The organism is Corynebacterium sp. ED61, from assembly GCF_015233855.1.
Classification (GTDB): Bacteria; Actinomycetota; Actinomycetes; order Mycobacteriales; family Mycobacteriaceae; genus Corynebacterium; species Corynebacterium dentalis.
Genome location: NZ_JADGIT010000003.1, coordinates 65,749 through 83,137, shown reverse-complemented (window position 1 = coordinate 83,137; position 17,389 = coordinate 65,749). Strand labels below are relative to the sequence as shown.

14 protein-coding genes and 1 pseudogene are annotated in these 17,389 nt (G+C 60.0%); 12 read left to right on the top strand and 3 right to left on the bottom strand.

Going from position 1 to position 17,389, the window contains the following annotated elements; all coding sequences use genetic code 11:
- The first annotated feature begins 45 nt into the window (after window positions 1–45).
- Genes IM764_RS04100 through truA form a run of 3 tightly spaced genes read left to right on the top strand, consistent with a single transcriptional unit; the run spans window position 46 to window position 4,119 of the window.
- Window positions 46–2,016, top strand: a complete 1,971-nt coding sequence (locus IM764_RS04100; RefSeq protein WP_194187027.1) for a prolyl oligopeptidase family serine peptidase — start codon at window positions 46–48, stop codon at window positions 2,014–2,016.
- The gene (locus IM764_RS04095; RefSeq protein WP_194187026.1) at window positions 2,009–3,247 is read left to right on the top strand and encodes an amidohydrolase; all 1,239 of its coding nucleotides are present in this window, start codon (window positions 2,009–2,011) and stop codon (window positions 3,245–3,247) included. Before IM764_RS04100 ends, IM764_RS04095 begins: the two co-directional genes overlap by 8 nt.
- Window positions 3,244–4,119, top strand: coding sequence for a tRNA pseudouridine(38-40) synthase TruA (gene truA, locus IM764_RS04090; protein ID WP_194187025.1), 876 nt, complete (start codon window positions 3,244–3,246; stop codon window positions 4,117–4,119). The genes IM764_RS04095 and truA overlap by 4 nt, the downstream gene beginning before the upstream one ends.
- Here the strand turns inward: truA and IM764_RS04085 are convergent.
- On the bottom strand, window positions 4,116–4,964 hold the full coding sequence (locus IM764_RS04085) for a hypothetical protein (RefSeq protein ID WP_194187024.1): 849 nt from the start codon (window positions 4,962–4,964) through the stop codon (window positions 4,116–4,118). The genes truA and IM764_RS04085 overlap by 4 nt on opposite strands.
- Before the next feature lie 118 nt (window positions 4,965–5,082).
- Between IM764_RS04085 and eccB the strand changes: the two genes are divergently transcribed.
- Window positions 5,083–6,369, top strand: a complete 1,287-nt coding sequence (gene eccB, locus IM764_RS04080; protein ID WP_194187023.1) for a type VII secretion protein EccB — start codon at window positions 5,083–5,085, stop codon at window positions 6,367–6,369.
- Between the two features lie 212 nt (window positions 6,370–6,581).
- On the opposite strand, the pseudogene IM764_RS10335 reads toward eccB, so the two are convergent.
- A pseudogene (locus IM764_RS10335) lies at window positions 6,582–7,316 on the bottom strand (S8 family serine peptidase); the annotation flags it as partial.
- 29 nt (window positions 7,317–7,345) lie between these two features.
- Window positions 7,346–8,518: an EsaB/YukD family protein gene (locus IM764_RS04075; protein WP_194187022.1), complete on the bottom strand. Its 1,173-nt coding sequence runs from the start codon at window positions 8,516–8,518 to the stop codon at window positions 7,346–7,348.
- A 191-nt stretch (window positions 8,519–8,709) separates the two neighbouring features.
- Between IM764_RS04075 and IM764_RS04070 the strand changes: the two genes are divergently transcribed.
- The 8 genes from IM764_RS04070 (at window position 8,710) to IM764_RS04035 (ending at window position 17,388) form a co-directional block, all read left to right on the top strand.
- Entirely contained in the window at window positions 8,710–11,886 is a 3,177-nt protein-coding gene (locus IM764_RS04070) for an FtsK/SpoIIIE domain-containing protein (protein WP_194187021.1), read from the top strand.
- 50 nt (window positions 11,887–11,936) lie between these two features.
- A complete protein-coding gene (locus IM764_RS04065) occupies window positions 11,937–13,217 on the top strand; it encodes a type VII secretion-associated protein (protein WP_194187020.1) in 1,281 nt (426 codons plus the stop codon).
- A 209-nt stretch (window positions 13,218–13,426) separates the two neighbouring features.
- Window positions 13,427–13,714, top strand: coding sequence for a WXG100 family type VII secretion target (locus IM764_RS04060; protein ID WP_099297923.1), 288 nt, complete (start codon window positions 13,427–13,429; stop codon window positions 13,712–13,714).
- Between the two features lie 122 nt (window positions 13,715–13,836).
- Window positions 13,837–14,118, top strand: a complete 282-nt coding sequence (locus IM764_RS04055) for a WXG100 family type VII secretion target (RefSeq protein WP_099297922.1) — start codon at window positions 13,837–13,839, stop codon at window positions 14,116–14,118.
- A gap of 273 nt (window positions 14,119–14,391) precedes the next feature.
- On the top strand, window positions 14,392–14,835 hold the full coding sequence (rplM, locus tag IM764_RS04050) for a 50S ribosomal protein L13 (protein ID WP_099298039.1): 444 nt from the start codon (window positions 14,392–14,394) through the stop codon (window positions 14,833–14,835).
- Complete coding sequence (rpsI, locus tag IM764_RS04045) at window positions 14,835–15,386, top strand: 30S ribosomal protein S9 (RefSeq protein WP_194187019.1); 552 nt, start codon at window positions 14,835–14,837, stop codon at window positions 15,384–15,386. The genes rplM and rpsI overlap by 1 nt, the downstream gene beginning before the upstream one ends.
- 199 nt (window positions 15,387–15,585) lie before the next feature.
- The gene (gene glmM, locus IM764_RS04040) at window positions 15,586–16,929 is read left to right on the top strand and encodes a phosphoglucosamine mutase (protein ID WP_194187018.1); all 1,344 of its coding nucleotides are present in this window, start codon (window positions 15,586–15,588) and stop codon (window positions 16,927–16,929) included.
- Window positions 16,930–17,085: 156 nt separating this feature from the next.
- Window positions 17,086–17,388 (top strand): hypothetical protein, encoded by a 303-nt coding sequence (locus tag IM764_RS04035; RefSeq protein WP_143341741.1) that lies wholly within the window; start codon window positions 17,086–17,088, stop codon window positions 17,386–17,388.
- The last annotated feature ends 1 nt before the right edge of the window (window position 17,389 follow it).

Here is a 17,389-nt window from a genome sequence, read left to right as displayed (position 1 = left end):
CGCCCCTTTCGAGGATCACCTGCACAGCAATTAGGATTTAGAGCTGTGAATTATCAGGATGTAGTCAGCGACGAAGTGCCCGTGCATGGAGAAACTTCTGCGGGTGGTGGTGATCAGCCGAACTGCTTGTGGTCCGTCGACCGCTACGTCAAGGCTCCAGCTTTGTCCCCAGATGGTCGTTTGTTGGCGTGCGTGGTGGTGGAGCAGGAACGTTACCCGCTAGCCATCCAGATTCCTCTCGACGCCAAGGGTGATCCCGTTTCTGGCCAAGAGCGCGAGGTTGTGCTCCCGATTGAGGGCGCCGTGCGCAGGGTGTTGTACTCCCCGAATGGTGAGTGGTTGGCCTGCGAAGTAGCGCCCGATGGTGGTGACCATGAGCAGATCTGGTTTGTGACCACTAACCCGGAGGATCCAAATGCCTACATGGTGGACTTGGCCGCATACGCCACCGTGGAGTTGGTCAGCTGGGAAGACGAATACGTGGCCGTGAGTGCCTATGACCGGGATGGAACGGTGGAAGGCCGCCTGTTCAACCCTGTTACCGGTGAGTCCAAGTTGGTGGATCGGCGCACGGGCGGTGCGTTGATCCATTCTCGTGACCAGTACTCCTTGTTCCGAGTGGGGTCTCGCACCAACCGTGAGTTGCTTGCAGTGAGTCCGGAGGGCGAATGGATGCCCCTGTTGCCCGTGGACAAGGGGTCCACCACAGATCAGGGCTTCGTGTTGCCCACCGAAGACGGCGGTCATTGTTACATCGTGCGTAGTGATCATTCCGCTGAACGTTTCCGCCTGCTCAAGGTCACGCCAAGCACGCACGGCTACAACAAGGACGTGTTGTTGGAGCGTGACGATGCCGAGGTAGAGGAGTTCACAATCTCTGCGGACGGTTCTACTGCTGTAGTGCTGTGGAACGACGAAGGTTGGTGCGATCTGGAAATCGTGGACCTTGCTAATGGCAACGCTGAGGTCATAGCGATACCGGAGTTGCCTTCCCTGATCGCGACGTCCCCTTCGTTGACGGCGGATGGAAAGTTGCTGGCAGTAACTGTTTCTGGTCCTGAGTTTCCGCCCAGCGTGGTGGTTTATGACGTGGCGCGCCAAAGCTGGGTGGGCGACGAGTTCCAGGTCACTGCTGCGGCGGTGGGAGATGTGGTGAGTGAGGCTCCGCCTGAGCTACTTTCTGAACAGCCGCAGGACCAGCGTGGCCGTGCAGTGCTGTCTGTGTGGGACGAGGCGGAGATCATCCCGGAGCTACACAATTACGAAACGCGGGATGGTCTGCGACTATCAGGCTGGTTGTATCGGGCCGTGGGGCAAGAGCCCACTGAGCCTGCGCCCATGGTGGTGTATTTCCACGGCGGTCCCGAGGGGCAGTCTCGTCCGGATTACAACAATGTGTTGCGGAAGTTGGCCTCGTCCGGATATTCGGTTTTCCAGCCCAACGTGCGTGGTTCGGCAGGACGTGGGCGCTGGTTCTCCCAAGCAGACGACCGTTATGGTCGCTTTGCCGCGATCGACGACGCCGAGGACACCCTGGACTACTTGATCTCTGCTGGTCTGACTGAAGAGGGCAAGGCTGTCATCATGGGACGCTCCTACGGCGGCTACCTGGTGCATGCTTCCCTGACCAGGCACGCGGGACGCTGGGCTGGCGGCATCGCCGCCTGTGGCATGTCTGATCTGGAGACGTTCTACCGCGATACAGATCCGTGGATTGCAGCTGCTGGTCAGCCGAAGTACGGCGATCAGAATCTTGACCAGCAACTACTGCAGCAGGCATCCCCACTGCGCCAGCTGTCCAAGGTAGACGTTCCAGTGCTTTTCATTCACGGTCAGCGTGATGCCAACGTGCCTGTGTCTGAGGCATATCAGGCCATGGGTGTGTTGACGGCCCACGGTGTGCATACCGAGCTACTGCTTTTCGACGATGAAGGCCATAACTTTGAACGCCTTCCCAACCGCGCTGAGATGGCACAGCGGATACTGAAATTCTGCGAAAGGATTTTTCATGAATAACGCACCTAGTGCCAACAAAAACAATCCCATTGGAACAACTCCGGCCGACGCATGGAGCGCAGCGAAGGGATATGCGGGTGTCGATGAGCAATTAGTAGAAAGTTTGACTGGTTGGCGTCGGCACATTCACCGCAACCCCGAGCTCAGCTACAAGGAGTTTCAGACCACCGATTACATTGAATCGGAGTTGAACAAACTGGGTTTTGAGGTGCGTCGCTTCGAATTTGGGAGCGGTTTGACCTGCGATATCCCGGCGGCGGACGGCTCGAGTGAGACGGATGTGGTGGCGCTGCGAGCAGATATCGACGCGCTGCCGATGGAGGAGACGACGGGCTACGATTTCTCCTCGACCAACGAGGGAGTGTGTCACTCTTGTGGTCACGACGCCCACGCCGCCATGCTTTTGGGTGCGGCCACCTTGCTGGCAAAGACCCCTCCACCACGCCCCGTGCGTCTGATCTTCCAGCCCGCCGAGGAGACCATGCCCGGCGGTGCGGTGGACTGTGTAAAGGAAGGGGCGGTCAAGGGAGTGGATCGCATCGTAGCCCTGCACTGCGATCCGCACCGCGTGGTGGGCGATGTGGGCGTGCACGCTGGTGCGATTACGTCTTCGAACGCCAAGCTAGAGGTCACGCTGCAGGCCAGCGGTGGGCATACCGCCCGCCCGCACGAGACGGGGGATATCGTCTACGCCCTGTCTACGGTGGCCACGGGTGTGGCGCAGGTGGTGGATCGTCGTATCGATCCGCGCTCCGGAACGGTGCTGACCTGGGGTTCCATCATGGCTGGTGCGGGCGCGCCGAACGTGATCCCTGCTATAGGCACGCTGGCCGGTACGGTACGCTCCGCGAGCCGCGATACGTGGGCTGAGCTCCCTGAAGTGATACCGCCTGCCATCCGTGCGATCGCTGAACCCTATGGCGTGGAAGTGGATGTGAACTACGTGCAGGGCGTGCCTCCCGTGGTCAACGACGATGCCTGCGCGGAGATCGCTGGACGTGCTGTGACCGACGTGCTGGGGGAGCAGGGCGTGGGAGAGGCCGTGCAGTCCTCCGGCGGCGAGGACTTTGGCTGGTATACCGAGGAGATTCCGGGCGTCTACCTGCGCCTGGGCGTGTGGGACGGCGAGAGCCCGGAGACGGACCTGCACCACCCCGCGTTCGCCATGGATGAGCGTGCGCTGGTGATCGGTGCTGCCGTGTTTGACCGCTTTGCCCGTTTGGATCGATGAACCAGCACGAAGTGACCGCAGCACCTGCCAATTCTGAGCACGTCCGCGTGCGCTTGGATATCTCCTACGACGGCACCGATTTCCACGGTTGGGCCTCCCAGAAGGGAGACCTGCGCACCGTGCAAGGGGTCTTGGAGGACAAGCTTTCCCTTGTCACCCGCCACCCCATCACGCTGGTGGTGGCTGGCCGCACCGATGCGGGAGTGCACGCGGACGGGCAGGTTGCGCATGCGGACATCCCCGCGGAGGCCTTCGAGCAGCGGTCTTTGAACCGCCCCGAGGACCTGGTGCGGCGCTTGTCCCGCATGCTCCCGCGGGACATTCGCCTCTCGGCTGCTACGTCTGCGCCGGAGGGTTTCGACGCGCGGTTTTCTGCCCTTAGGCGCCACTACGTTTATCGCGTGACCACCTCTGACGCGGGTCCCCGCCCGGTTCGCTCCCGTGACACCGCGGTGTGGCGCAAATCGGTGGAGCAGGACAAAGTACAGTCGGCGGCCGATGCACTGCTGGGCCTGAACAATTTCGCCGCCTACTGCAAGGCCCGCGAAGGCGCGACCACCATTCGCGAGCTGCAAAAGTTTGAGTGGCGAGACGTGTCCACCGCGTCCGAGCCGGAGACCTACGAGGCACACGTGGTGGCCGATGCCTTCTGCTGGTCCATGGTCCGCTCGTTGGTGGGAGCCTGCCTGACGGTGGGCGAGGGGCGCCGTGCACAGAGTTTCACCGCAGACCTGCTGGAGGAAACCGAGCGCAGCTCCGCTGTGCCCGTGGCACCCGCCAATGGGCTGAACTTAGTGCAGGTGGACTACCCGGCGGACGCAGACCTAGCCGAGCGTGCAATGGCCACGCGCGCGGTGCGCACGCAGGACTAGAGCCTCCTGCGAATAGGCACCGGCACCTGCTTGATCCCGGTGAATAGCGGCCAGAAAGTCTGCCGGTATCCGGTGTTCTGGTGCACCACTTCTCCCACGACATCCCCGTTGATCACCTGCACGGAAACCACAATGTCGTAGTAGATCCCTTCCAGCTGTGGATCGGCCGCATCTGAAATCCCCAGGACTTTCACCACTCGGCATACTCCTGGATCCCACGCCGCTTCCCATGCATCGGCCACGGTGTCCTCAGAATCCACATCGACGAGGCGAAACCAGTGATGTTGTGGCAGCGCAGCCGCGTTTCCTAGCACCAGAATGGTGGAACCGGGCACAGCCTGTACGCTCACGGATTCGCCGGAAATATCCATCCCCAGTAGCCAAGGACTCGGCCCGGTCACGGCGAAGTCTGACGTCGGAACTACAAGACCTGAACCACGCCCACCTGCTACCGAACTCGGCGCGACCAGAACCCCGCACGCGGCAGCCGCGATGCGCATGGACCCGGCCAACTCCGTGGGCACACCGACCGTGCTCAGTAGCTCCGTTCCCAACAACCCCGGAATGGGCCGTTCAGATACGTGCACACGGCGCCGTTCGCCCTGGGCACCCAAGGAATCAAGAAGCAGCTCCGGTGAAAACGCGATTGGACCTGGGGGCGAAAAGAAATGAGACGGCGCCGCAGCCACATCAAACCAGGTCAACGGAGTAATGCCCTCGACCTTGGCGCGTTCCCGCAGCCACCAGGCTCCCACCCCACAGCCAACGAACAACAGCACACACAACAGCGCCAACATGATCCCCATCAACTTTTCCCCCGCATCGTGCAAACCACCGTTTGCCATCAATCTCTGGTCACACCTTAACCTGCGAGCCCACGGTCTGCCGTGCGGGCGCAGCGCATTCCTGCGATGATCAATGAGCTAGGTGAACAGAACTTCGGGGGAAGGGGAGTGCGCAGCCATGCGTACTACGGGAATTCAGGTTTCGGGATACAGTTTTCTGTTACGTCGATTGGAGTTGGCGCTGGTCATTGGGGATCCGCGCATGGCACACGATCCACTGCGGTCTCAACGACGCGCCGTGATGGTGGGCGTGCTGATCAGCCTCCTGTTGGCTGGTGCAGCAGTGATGATGGGGCTGTTGCGCCCGCAGCCGAATATCGACGACGCCGCGTTAGTCTCCGACGAATCCGGAACCCTCTTTGTGCGCCTCGACGATGCTTTCCATCCCGTCACCAACGTGGCCAGCGCCCGGCTGATCCTGCGGGAACCGGTGCAATTCCAGCAGAGCACTGCGGAGCAGCTGGCCAAGTTTCCGCAGGCAGATCCGGTGGGCATACCGGTGGTGCCAGGCTTGGAGCAGGCACCTTCGCGCGAGCTGTTGCTGTGTGAACCCGGAGTGGTGCTGGCCTCTACGAACGTGACGTGGCACGAGCACGCGCTGTTGCAAGCACCCAGTGGAACCTGGCTGGTGGTGGGCAAGGATCGTTTTCTTATCGACGCCCGAGCCCCGCGTGCCTTAGGTGTCACCGGAGTTCCTGCAAGTGACCAATTAGTAGGTCAGTTGGAGCGGAAACCGGATGTGGTCTTACCCCATGGACCTTCGGGTTTGCCTGCCCCGTTTGACGTGGCGGGGCGTGTGCTGCTGGCAGACGATCGCGCGTTCATGGCCACGCGCGGTGGAGTCGCTGAGCTCACAGGACCGCAACGAGCGCTGGCAGAAGCCTTGAGTACCGTTCCTCCGATACCCGTGAACGTGGCGGATGCAGTCGATCAACCCAGTGCTGGAGTACTGCAAGGCCTGCCGAAAGAAGATGTGCAGTGGTCTGCGCCGGAGATGCTCTGCGCAGGTCAAAACGGGTTGGGAACTCCTGCTGAATTGGAAGATAGTACGGGTAACGAGAAATCGGCAGGAGCAATTGAACAAGACAGTCTTAATGAGCTGGGCCTGGTTCGCGCGGTTGATCAAGCACCTTACGAGGGGCCACGGTATGTGGCGCCGCGAGGAACGATGCCCGTTGCCACAGAACGCGGAATCCTGCTGATCAGCGACGACGGAACCCGCTTCAGCGTGGGATCCCAGGAGGATCTGACTTCGCTTGGTTTTACTGATCCCACTCACGCGCCGTGGCGGGTGGTCTCCGCGCTCCCTGACGGTGGTCTGCTTTCCGAGGACAACGCTCGGGCGATCAGCACCACTATCAACACCAACGAAACCACAGCAGATAGTGCGATGGGCACGCGATAGTCCACCGGAGGTTCAGTGAGCAGCGGGCTGGTCACTGAAGTTGTCTCGGGCAGCCACGGTTCAGCGGATAAGCCGTGTGCGTTGACCTCGGGAGTACGGCCATCGCGTACGTCGCGAATCTCCCAAGCCTTCTCAACCGCAGCCTGCGGATTAACCACTTGTAGGGCGGAGCTCCCACGCAAGGGTGATCCACCGGCAATGGCGGTGGAGGTGAGAATATCGGAGACCGCGGTGGCGTCGAGAAAAGGAGCGATCTCCCACACCAACGCCGCAGTTCCTGTGACCACAGGGGCGGCAAACGACGTTCCGAAAAATGGGTCCGGACCACCGACCACGGTCCTCGGACCAGACTCGGTTTCGAGGACCGCGCTGACAGGACCGCCCGGTGCGAACAAGTCCGCGTGGCTACCGCTTGCGTTGTACTCGGCGGCGGTCCTGCCTAAATCCAAAGAGCTTTCCTTGTTGGAAGAATCTCTGCTATCAACTGCCCCTACGGCGAGGACTCCCGTGTAGCTGGCCGGAAACGTCGGCACTGCTTCGTCGCACTGACCTCGATTACCAATCGAGGCGACAACGAGGGTGCCACTTCCTTGAACTGCGCGAATGGCATCGCGGAGGGAGGCAACGTCCTCGCAGGCGACCATCGAAATATTGACGATTTTCGCGTGCAACTCCTCGGCTGTATAGATTGCCTGCACCAGATCCTCCACGGTGCCTTCAGCTCGATCTTCCACGGGAGAATGACGCAGGGAGTGTATGGACGCGCCGGGAGCCACTTGCTTAATCACGCTGGCCACAGCGGTTCCGTGGAGAATGCACGAGCTCCTGTCGCCGGTAGTTCCGGGAGTGGCAGCGCCGGTATCGATCACCGTTGTTTGCACACCTCGTCCCGTGGCAATCCCGCTATCTACTGTCTGGATATCAACCGGAATGCTGGGGCCATACATCGGAACGGCGCAATTCAGTGGAGAGGTCATCAGCCGATCCCTCGAATGAGCTCAAAGATCCCCGTGCTGTGCAGAGCAAGAGGTATGGCGCAGGCGAAACTGAGGCTTTCCAGCCCATCAATGATCCGCCCAGCCAGGGGTGAGCGGACGTGGATGGCCGGCAGCACGAGGAGCGCGAATACCAGGGCTCCAAAAGAGACATGGAGAGCGAGCCACACCAAAATGACAGCGGACAAGACAACCACCGCGGTGGCGTGAACCGGGCGGGCGCCGCGCGAACTCAAACCAATCGTTGCCGTGCATACGGCCAGCGCGATGATCCACACACTAGGACGCGACCCCCACGGGATGAGTTGGTAGATACTGGCGGAAATCACCGAGCATAGAGCGATAACCACCGTGGAATGAATGGTGATCACGTTGCCACTGGAAGCGTGGACAGGTTCCTGGAAGAGGCCAGTGGCAGGTACTCTCGGCAACTTGATCTGCGCGATTCCGATGGCTATCTGTCCGGAAAAAGTTAGGGTGAGCAGTGCCAAGACAAGGGTGAGGCCGGGGAAGAAATTGATGGCCGCAAAGACTGTGACTACCAGCGTGAATACGCGTGCTGGGCCCGGACGCCAGACCATCAGGGCTGCGCACACACAAGCGCACAAGACATTGATGTGCAGGCCAAGTCCAAACCCGAGAAGAGCAGCGATGTAGGTGTAGCGCCGATCGAACAGTGAACCGGCAGCAGCACACAGTGCCGCGATGCCCGTGACGGCGAGCAAGAGCAACGCTTGGTAGTCCATTGCAGAGGCGCCAGCGGCCAGGCCTAGTTGATGCCGTCCATGATGAGCCAGCGGATGAAACAGTGGCGCAGATTGCAGGCTGAATAGTGCTGCGATGCATGCTGCGAACCACGCAGCGTGATTACTCCCAATCTTTCCCGTGAGTTGATCAACTGCCTCTGCCTCTGGTTGCGGAACCATGGCGATATCCAGAGTTAGCAGCTCTCCGGGGCGTACCCCGGCCTCGCTTAGAGAATGCTCCGGTCGGATTGCGCTGATGCTTCGAGAAAGTACCCAGTGCTCGCCCGGCTTGAGCTCGGCTTCCTGCTGCACCAAGTGCGGAATTAACTCCGCAACAGGCACGTGATCCGCCACCGCCGCATTGATGGTCGATTCCGCTCTTGGCACGGAAATACTTACTGCAAGCATGGTCCCCCCATACGAGAATTGTCTCTGCCACCCCCACGGTGTCTTGCCACACTTTAGTATGAGTGCCAGACACGCGCTGGACTCGCCGAGAGAGCACAGCCGTGGCAGACTAAAGACACTTATGCGGCTCATGGGGATGGGTTGCGTCGTGAAGAAACATCACGGGGGAACAATGGGGGAGGAACCAATTCATGCAATCGCAAGCACCACCAACGCTGCCCAAAGATAAGCAGCCATTCGTCAAGATGCTGATGCCCGTGATCATGCTGGTGGCTGTCGCGGGGATGATCGGCGCAATGGTGCTATCCGGGGCGGGGCGTTCCCCGATGACGTTCATCTTTCCGCTGATGATGCTGGGCTCGATGGCCATGATGTTTTCCCCGGGCACGAATGTGGATGAGATGCGGCGTGCGTTTCATCGTCACCTAGACGCGCTCAAAGATTCGGTGCGCCGCTCGCGGGCGGAGCAACTGGAAAAGATGGCCGAATCCCATCCCAACCCGCACGCGCTGTGGACGCACCTAGTGACGGATACGCAGGTATCTTCCGCGCCGGGGGTGGTGCGGCTGGGAACCGCGGTGCAAACTCCGGAAGATCCACTGGAGATCCCCATTTCTGCACCTCCGGAGGACTTAGAGCCGGTATGCGCGATGAGCCTGCGTGACCTCGCCTTGGCAAACGCCACCATTGAAGCGCCTGTCGCGGTGGACCTCTCCAGCTTTCACTGCGTGGTGCTGACTGGCCCTGGTGCGCAACGGTTGGCTTACGCTATGCAGGCCCAAGTCGCGGTTCAAGACGTGGATGCATTGAGCATCGAGGGCCCATATGACGAGTGGCTGCCGCACGACGGGCCGCACAAGGTGCGCTTTTGTACTGGTGCACATCCGGTGACATCCGGCGCTGTTGTGGTGGATCCCTCGCCGGAATGGGTGGAGACTGCCAAAGGTCAAGGGCTGCTTCTGCATGTGGAAGAGGAAGCAGCGGGATGCGTTATGGCGGCGTGGACGATGGACGGGTGGGCTCCGTTCGGTGTGGCGGATCAACTATCTGACGTGGAACTGGCGCAGATATGCCGGTCGCGGTCCCGCGTGACTGGATCTTCGAGCTTGTTGGAATTGCCTGGTGGAGATCTGCGTGCGCCCATCGGCTATTCCGGCGCGCCGGTGTATCTGGACATCAAGGAATCTGCGCTGGGCGGCATTGGTCCGCATGGCTTGTGTGTGGGCGCGACGGGCTCCGGAAAATCAGAGCTCCTTAAGAGCATTGTCATTAGCTTCGCTTACAACCATTCGCACCTCAATCTCAATTTCATCCTGGTGGATTTCAAGGGCGGCGCGTCCTTTCTGGGCATGGAACGGCTCCCACACACCAGCGCCGTGATCACCAACCTTGCAGACGAGGCTGGGCTGGTCGATCGCATGCAGGACTCACTGCTGGGCGAAATGCACCGGCGCCAAGAACGGCTGCGAGCAGCCAATCTGACCACCGCACGTGAGTTCAACGCACAGTTCCCCGGGCAGATGCCCTCACTGTTTATCGTGGTAGATGAGTTTTCGGAACTTCTGCACGCACGCCCGGAGTTTGCCGAGGTGTTTGCGGCGATCGGACGCCTCGGGCGCAGTCTGGGTATGCATCTCCTGTTGGCCAGCCAGCGGCTGGAAGAGGGGCGGCTGCGCGGCTTGGAATCCCATCTTTCCTATCGCATAGCGCTACGGACGTTTTCTGCTGCGGAATCTCGCGCCCTCATTGGGTCACCCGCCGCGTTTGAACTTCCTGCCACGCCCGGTGCGGCCATTTTGTATGCGCATGACGCCACCCGTTTCCAATCCGCCTATGTATCCGGCCCGGAATTGCCCCGGGATCAGCGCCTGGTTCGTCGTCTCGGAACGGAAGTGGAATCCACCAGCACCACCTTGGATTTAGTGATCGACAGGCTTGCTGCACCGACGCACAACCAAGTTTGGCTCCCACCCTTGCCGAATCGGCTGCGTGCGTGGGATGTCATCGCTGAAGGCTCACCTATGCAGGCGTTTGTCGCTTTGGAAGATCTTCCGTTTGAAGGCCAGCAGATTCCCTATGCGGTGGACATGTCACGGCGCCACTGGGCGGTGGTAGGGCAACCGCGGACTGGCAAGACGAGCTTCTTGCGCGCCCTAGTGCTGGGCACAGTGCTCTCGAGTCCAGGAGTACCGATCTACATTTTCGATCCCGGCGGTTCGCTACGGGACCTCACCCGCTTGCCACAGGTATCCGCCGTTGCAGGCGCCGACCAGCTCACTCGCTTGCTGGATGAAGTGGAGCTCATGGAAGGTCCTCGGCTGCTCGTGATCGATGGCGTGGATCAACTAGGCGAGGAGGATCAGCGTGTGATCCGCTTCGCCACCACCGGTCTAGAACACGGACTTCACCTGGTGGTCACGGCTCTGCGATGGAACTTCCGCCCTGCGCTGCGGGATATGTTGACCGGCATCGTCGAATTCAAGATGACCGCATTGGACGCTCACTTTCGTGACGCACAGCGTAGTCTGCCTGACGTGGCAGGCCGAGCAGTCTCCCACCATGGCAAACACATTCAGGTCGCAGAGGTAACAGTCCAGGACATCGAGCATGGGCGAATGGTCTCTGCCCAACGCAGTGAGCCAAACCTGACCATGCGCATCCTTCCGGATGAGCTGAATCGAGAGGATATCGATACCCACGCGTTCGCCATGGGTGGTCCGCGACTGGACTCTGTGGTGTGGGACCACGGAGCCTTTCCACACTTCGTGGCTGTGGGACAGTCCGGCGCTGGTGTGACTACTGCTCTGCGTGCGGTGATTGATGGGCTGAATGGCCAGGTTGGCGTCGAGAAAAAGATCCTAATCACCGACGCACGGCGAGGTTTGTTGGGCCACGATGGCTACGCCGTCCCAGAGGACTTCCGAAACCAGCTTCAGGAATGGGTTCACGTTCTGCGGGAGCGGATCCCACAGGCGGATGTGACTCCGGAGCAACTAGCACGGCGTACTTGGTGGCACGGGCCGGAAGTGTTTGTGGTGGTCGATGATGCGGATGCTGACCCTGGATTGGACTGTCTGATTCCCCTTTTGCCATATGCCGCGGATATCGGCTTGCACGTGATTTTAGGGCGGAAGTCCGGTGCTTTTGCTCGCGCTAGTTACCAGCCGTTGATGCAGTCGATGCGTGATCAAACAGCGTGGTTACTGTTGAGCGCGCCTCGAGAGGATGGCTCCATTGCAGGTCAGAAATTGTTTCGACGCCAGCCTGGCCGCGCCATCTACGTTCACCGTGAGCCGTGGCTCGTGCACGTGGCCGCAACTCCGATGCCGGGTGCCAACAAGGTGGAAAGAGTTGAGGCTGCGTCGTGAATACAAGCGCTGCGATGGAGCGGGGAAAGCACCGAAAGATGGATGAAACAATGACCGTTACCACGCGTTCGGAAAAAGCTGACATGGGGATTTTGGCTAAAGCTGTGGCGCTGCAGGAATCAGGCATCTTGGTACATGCACTGACTGTCACCGATTTATCTTCTGGCTTTACAGTGAGCGGAACAGGAGCCGTGGAAGCCGATCCTTTCCAGGTGGGGGAGGGAGAACCTCGATTCCGGACGAGCGCGCTGGGGCTGGCGCGACTGGAAATGTTGCGTGAATTGGTGGTGGATGTGGTGGAACAGAGGAAAGCCAATCCGGAATATTCGCAGGTTGACGCGCCAGGTGGCCGGACTCAGTTCCCGTGGGGAGTGGGAATGCGCGAGTCAGATGTGGTGGTGGCCGGAATGCACGCGAGCACTATTGCCGAGTACCTGAGGTGCACGGGGATGCGGGCCCGCACGCTAGATGTGGATAGTGTGCTGCGCATTGCTGCGGATTTGCGGGATGCGGAACACGAATGCGTGAGGGAGACTGAATCCGCACCGGGTGCCGCAGTTCCGAAAGAGCAGGTGCGGCAGGTGGTGACCGACGAACCACTGGCGAATCAAGAGCGTGCTGGCTCTGAAAAGTCTTGCATTGAGCCGTTGGATAGGGGCGCTAGGGACAAAAATCTGCTGCGCATCGCTGTGGCTGCTGCGGCGGTTGTTTTGTGTTTGGTGGGTGTGGGAACGATCGTCGCTGTCATGCACAGTGGCGCTGGCTCATCAGTGGAGGAAGCGCAAAATTCCCAAATGATTACAGAGCCAGAAGACGCGGCGACAGGTGGCGTGACGAGTTCAGAGAGGTCAGAACCGGCTGCCGCTCCGTCGGATTCCGCTAGTGCGCAACAGCCACAGCCGTGGAGAGAGCAGCGAGTGGCCGGAGACCAGGTGGTTACGGCATCCGCGGAACGAGCACAGATTCCGGTGAAGATGGATGCACCGGGGTGGACGAGATCCGGTGCTACGGCACAGCGCGAGGAATTCATGTCCTCTGATCCGGACATGAGAGTGCTGGTTTCTGCAGTACCCACCCCCTTGACCACGCAACAGGAAATGGATAACGCTGTCCTGAATCAGCTGCAAGGAATGCAGGGAATTCGGATAGCGGGGCGGGCTCCCGTGAGCTATGAGGAGGTCTATCCGGAATCCACCACGTTGTGGCACGTTCGTCTCAAGGACGGTCATCAAATTTCCGTGGGATGCCAATTCCGGGAAGTGACAGGGGATAGGCTCCGGGCTTGCGATACAGCAGTTCAGTACGCGGGGATAGACCCTGAACGTCAGTAGCATCAGATCGTGGATGTGCTCAGAAAAATCCGCTAATCGTGAACCTTTTATTCTGGTGTGGAGTCTTATTGCCTTGTGGGGGACGCGTGGGAAGCCTTCGGAGCATTAAGCAATTCTCTAGATGGCGCTCAGGTGGTAATCACGGCAAAGGTCGGCATCGGAAGTTGCCGCAGAGAACATTCAAGATTGACCTTTAGGGGAGGCACATCGTGAGTTTTAAGACAGACATTCAGACGATGAACAATGCGGCCAGCAATGTGGACCGCGTGAATGAAGACGTACAAGGCGAGCTCCGTCGCCTGCAGGGAGTGGTGGATGACGTGGCTGCGAGTTGGAAGGGTGACGCGCAGCACTCCTTCGCTGGACTGATGCAGCGGTGGAATGACGATGCTCGTCAGCTGCGTGAAGCACTGAACAGCATCGCGGAAAACCTCCGCGCCAATGCTGCTGGTTTCGACGAGACCGAAACGGAAAACGCGTCCGCATTCAACAGCTAGTCAGCTGAAAACGGACATTACGAGCGACCGGTGGCCGGCATAGACAACGAGAGCTATCGGGCCAAAGGTGTCCGCAGAGTTTGCACAACTTCACATTCCACACTTCTCAAGGAGACAACATCATGATTCACTACAACTTCGCCAGCATCGGCCAGGCAGCAGACGATATCAACAGCACCTCACAACGCATCAACGGAATTTTGGAAGATCTCAAGAGTGACCTGCAGCCACTGGTTGCGGAGTGGGAAGGCGAATCCGCGACGTCCTACCAAGCAGCTCAGAAGAAGTGGGATAACAGCGCGCAGGATCTCAACGTGGTCCTCGGCGAGGTTTCCCGTGCGGTTCGTGAATCCAATGACCGTATGAGCCAGATCAACACCAACGCTGCAAACAGCTGGGCATAGAACACCTGCATTAGCGATCAGCGGTGCGGTTCATCAGCGAACTGCGCCATTTTTATCCCTCAAGCGTCCTGTTTGGGGGATTTTGTCTATCCCCCCAGCATGGGTAATATTTATCAGGTTGCGAGCTCACCACACGGTGAGATCCCCTGTCCGTGGGTCACAACCGGCCGCCACGGACAGACCGTGAAATCCATCAGGTATTGCCTGATCAGATACTTTTTCTCACGGGAGCAGCGCCTGGCTGGCAGTTCCAATAAGACCAAGGAGTCCCACGTGACTACTTTCCACCCAAAGAGCGGTGACATTACCCGTAAGTGGTACGTCATCGACGCCACTGACGTGGTGCTGGGCCGTCTTGCCGTTACCGCAGCTGACCTGCTGCGCGGCAAGAAGAAGCCTTCCTACGCACCAAACGTTGACTGCGGTGACAACGTCATCATCATCAACGCTGACAAGGTTCACATCTCGTCCAACAAGCGCGAGCGCGAAATGCGCTACCGCCACTCCGGCTACCCCGGTGGCCTGAAGTCCATGACCCTCGGTCGCTCCCTGGAGCTGCACCCAGAGCGCGTCGTGGAAGAAGCAATCCGCGGCATGATGCCACACAACAAGCTGTCCCGCGCTTCCATCAAGAAGCTTCGCGTCTTCGCCGGTTCGGAGCACAACCTCCAGGCTCAGAAGCCTGAGACCTACGAGATCAAGCAGGTGGCACAGTAATGGCTGATTACAACGAGAACAACGAAACCGTCGAGAACACCGACAACTTCGAAGGCGAGTACACCGCCGCTGACGCAGTCAACGAAGAGTTCGTCGCTTCCATCGGCGATGCCGTAGCAACCGAATCTGCTGAGGAAGAAGTTCAGGCTGCTCCAGTTCTGTACGAGGGAACCATCCAGACCGTCGGCCGCCGTAAGGAAGCTGTCGTTCGCGTCCGCATGGTGCAGGGCTCCGGCCAGTTCATCTGCAACGGTCGCACCCTGGAGGATTACTTCCCCAACAAGCTGCACCAGCAGCTGATCAAGGCACCACTGGTGCTGCTTGATCGCGACAACCAGTTCGACATCGTCGCAAACCTCAAGGGCGGTGGCCCATCCGGCCAGGCCGGCGCATTCCGCCTGGCAATCGCTCGCGCTCTGAACAAGTACAACCCAGAAGAGCGTGGCGCCCTGAAGAAGGCTGGCTTCCTGACTCGCGACGCACGTGCCGTCGAGCGTAAGAAGGCCGGTCTGCACAAGGCACGTCGTGCCCCGCAGTACTCCAAGCGCTGATCTGCTTATCACGCTGGATTTCCGGCGGCATGGCGTCGAAACAAAGATGCCACCGCAGTCGGAAAGGAAACCGCTTCCACACTTCACAGCTGCATTGCTGCGAAGGTGGGGGCGGTTTCGCCGTTGCTGGGCACAACACAGCACCCGCATTGCCCACATTGCGCAAAACCACCCACCGTGGTGGGTATGCTGTGAGGCTATGGGAAGACTGTTCGGAACCGACGGAGTGCGCGGCCTAGCTAACGATAAACTCACCGCGCCACTGGCAATGAAGCTTGGCGCGGCCGCAGCGCGCGTGCTCGTAGACCACGAGGGCAAAGGCAACCGGCGGCCGACCGCCGTGGTGGGACGCGACCCTCGAGTTTCCGGCGAAATGCTCACTGCAGCGCTGGCAGCGGGCATGTCCTCGCAAGGCGTGGACGTGCTCAACGTGGGCATTCTGCCCACCCCAGCCGTGGCTTATCTCACGGACGCCTTCGGCGCGGATATGGGCGTGATGATCTCCGCCTCGCACAACCCCATGCCAGATAACGGCATCAAGTTCTTCGCAGCCGGCGGGCACAAGTTGGAAGACTACGTGGAGGACGAGATCGAGTCCTTCATGCTGGAACTGCCGGAGCAAGGCCCCACGGGCGCGGGGATCGGGCGCATCATCGACGAATCCGAAGACGCGTTGGAGCGCTACCTTTCCCACCTGCATAACGCCGTGCCGACCCCACTGGACGGAATTCGCGTGGTGGTGGACTGCGCCAATGGTGCTGCATACAAGGCCGCACCTTCGGCTTACCGGAACGCGGGCGCGGAGGTCATCGCCATCCACGACCGCCCCAACGCCTTCAACATCAACGAGGGCGTGGGCTCCACGCACATCGAGGTAGTGCAGCAGGCGGTTCAGAAGCACGGCGCTGATATCGGCCTGGCTCACGATGGCGATGCGGACCGCTGCCTAGCTGTCGATTCCGAGGGCAACGTGGTGGACGGCGACCAGATCATGGCCATCCTCGCCATGGCCATGAAGGAAGATGGCGAGCTAAAGAAGAACACGCTCGTGGCCACCGTGATGTCCAACCTGGGGCTGAAGCTGGCGATGAAGGAGCAAGGCATCGTGCTGCGCGAGACCTCAGTGGGCGATCGCTACGTGCTGGCTGACCTGCGCGCTGGTGATTTCTCCTTGGGTGGCGAGCAGTCCGGCCACATCGTCATTCCTGAGCACGGCACCACCGGCGACGGTACCCTGACCGGTCTGTCTCTGATGGCGCGCATGGCATCGACCGGCAAGTCCCTCGGCGAGCTGGCCAGCGTGATGTCCGTGCTGCCGCAGACCCTGATCAACGTGCCGGTGGCGGATAAGTCCATGATCGCTGATTCTCCGCAGGTTAAGGAAGCGATTGCCGCTGCTGAGGAAGAGCTCGGCGAGACCGGCCGTGTGTTGCTGCGACCCTCCGGCACCGAGGAGTTGTTCCGCGTGATGGTGGAGGCCTCCGATTCCACGACCGCTCGCCGCATCGCCGGCCAGTTGTCCGCCGTGGTTGCGCAGGTCTAGCACTCTTTTTCTCGACGCCAAACATCGGCCCTTTCAACTCGTGACACTGCATTGCCAGTGACCAGTTGAAAGGGCCGATGAACTTTTTCTGTCTGGTGGTAGTCAGATGTGACCAAAGGTTTGGTAATCATTGGGCGGTTCAAAGGGGATGAGCTGGTGGGGAACGGAATTACTACTGATCCGACAGTGGTGCGCGAGGGCGCAGAGAAGCTGCGTGCGCAGCAAGAGCAGTGGGCGAGTGTCTTGGCAGCGCATCGTCCGCATGTGCCTCTTGCCGCATTCGGCGTGGGCTTGCAGGGGGCTGGTGCGCGGCTCAAAGAGCTGGTGGATAAGGGGCACGATGTACGTGTGGCACACGCGGGAAGGTTGGCTGCAGCGGGACGCGATGCTCACCGGCTGGCGGATGTAGTGGACGCTGCCGATGCAACGAACGCTGTGGCTTTGGGAGGTGGGCGATGAT

What these genes read in the sequence shown, in the direction of transcription:
- IM764_RS04065 (WP_194187020.1), top strand. Translation starts at nt 11,937, where the DNA reads ATGACCGTTACCACGCGTTCGGAAAAAGCTGACATGGGGATTTTGGCT.
- IM764_RS04095 (WP_194187026.1), top strand. Translation starts at nt 2,009, where the DNA reads ATGAATAACGCACCTAGTGCCAACAAAAACAATCCCATTGGAACAACT.
- glmM (WP_194187018.1), top strand. Translation starts at nt 15,586, where the DNA reads ATGGGAAGACTGTTCGGAACCGACGGAGTGCGCGGCCTAGCTAACGAT.
- IM764_RS04070 (WP_194187021.1), top strand. Translation starts at nt 8,710, where the DNA reads ATGCAATCGCAAGCACCACCAACGCTGCCCAAAGATAAGCAGCCATTC.
- IM764_RS04075 (WP_194187022.1), bottom strand. Translation starts at nt 8,518, where the DNA reads ATGCTTGCAGTAAGTATTTCCGTGCCAAGAGCGGAATCGACCATCAAT.
- rpsI (WP_194187019.1), top strand. Translation starts at nt 14,835, where the DNA reads ATGGCTGATTACAACGAGAACAACGAAACCGTCGAGAACACCGACAAC.
- IM764_RS04055 (WP_099297922.1), top strand. Translation starts at nt 13,837, where the DNA reads ATGATTCACTACAACTTCGCCAGCATCGGCCAGGCAGCAGACGATATC.
- truA (WP_194187025.1), top strand. Translation starts at nt 3,244, where the DNA reads ATGAACCAGCACGAAGTGACCGCAGCACCTGCCAATTCTGAGCACGTC.
- IM764_RS04085 (WP_194187024.1), bottom strand. Translation starts at nt 4,964, where the DNA reads ATGGCAAACGGTGGTTTGCACGATGCGGGGGAAAAGTTGATGGGGATC.
- eccB (WP_194187023.1), top strand. Translation starts at nt 5,083, where the DNA reads ATGCGTACTACGGGAATTCAGGTTTCGGGATACAGTTTTCTGTTACGT.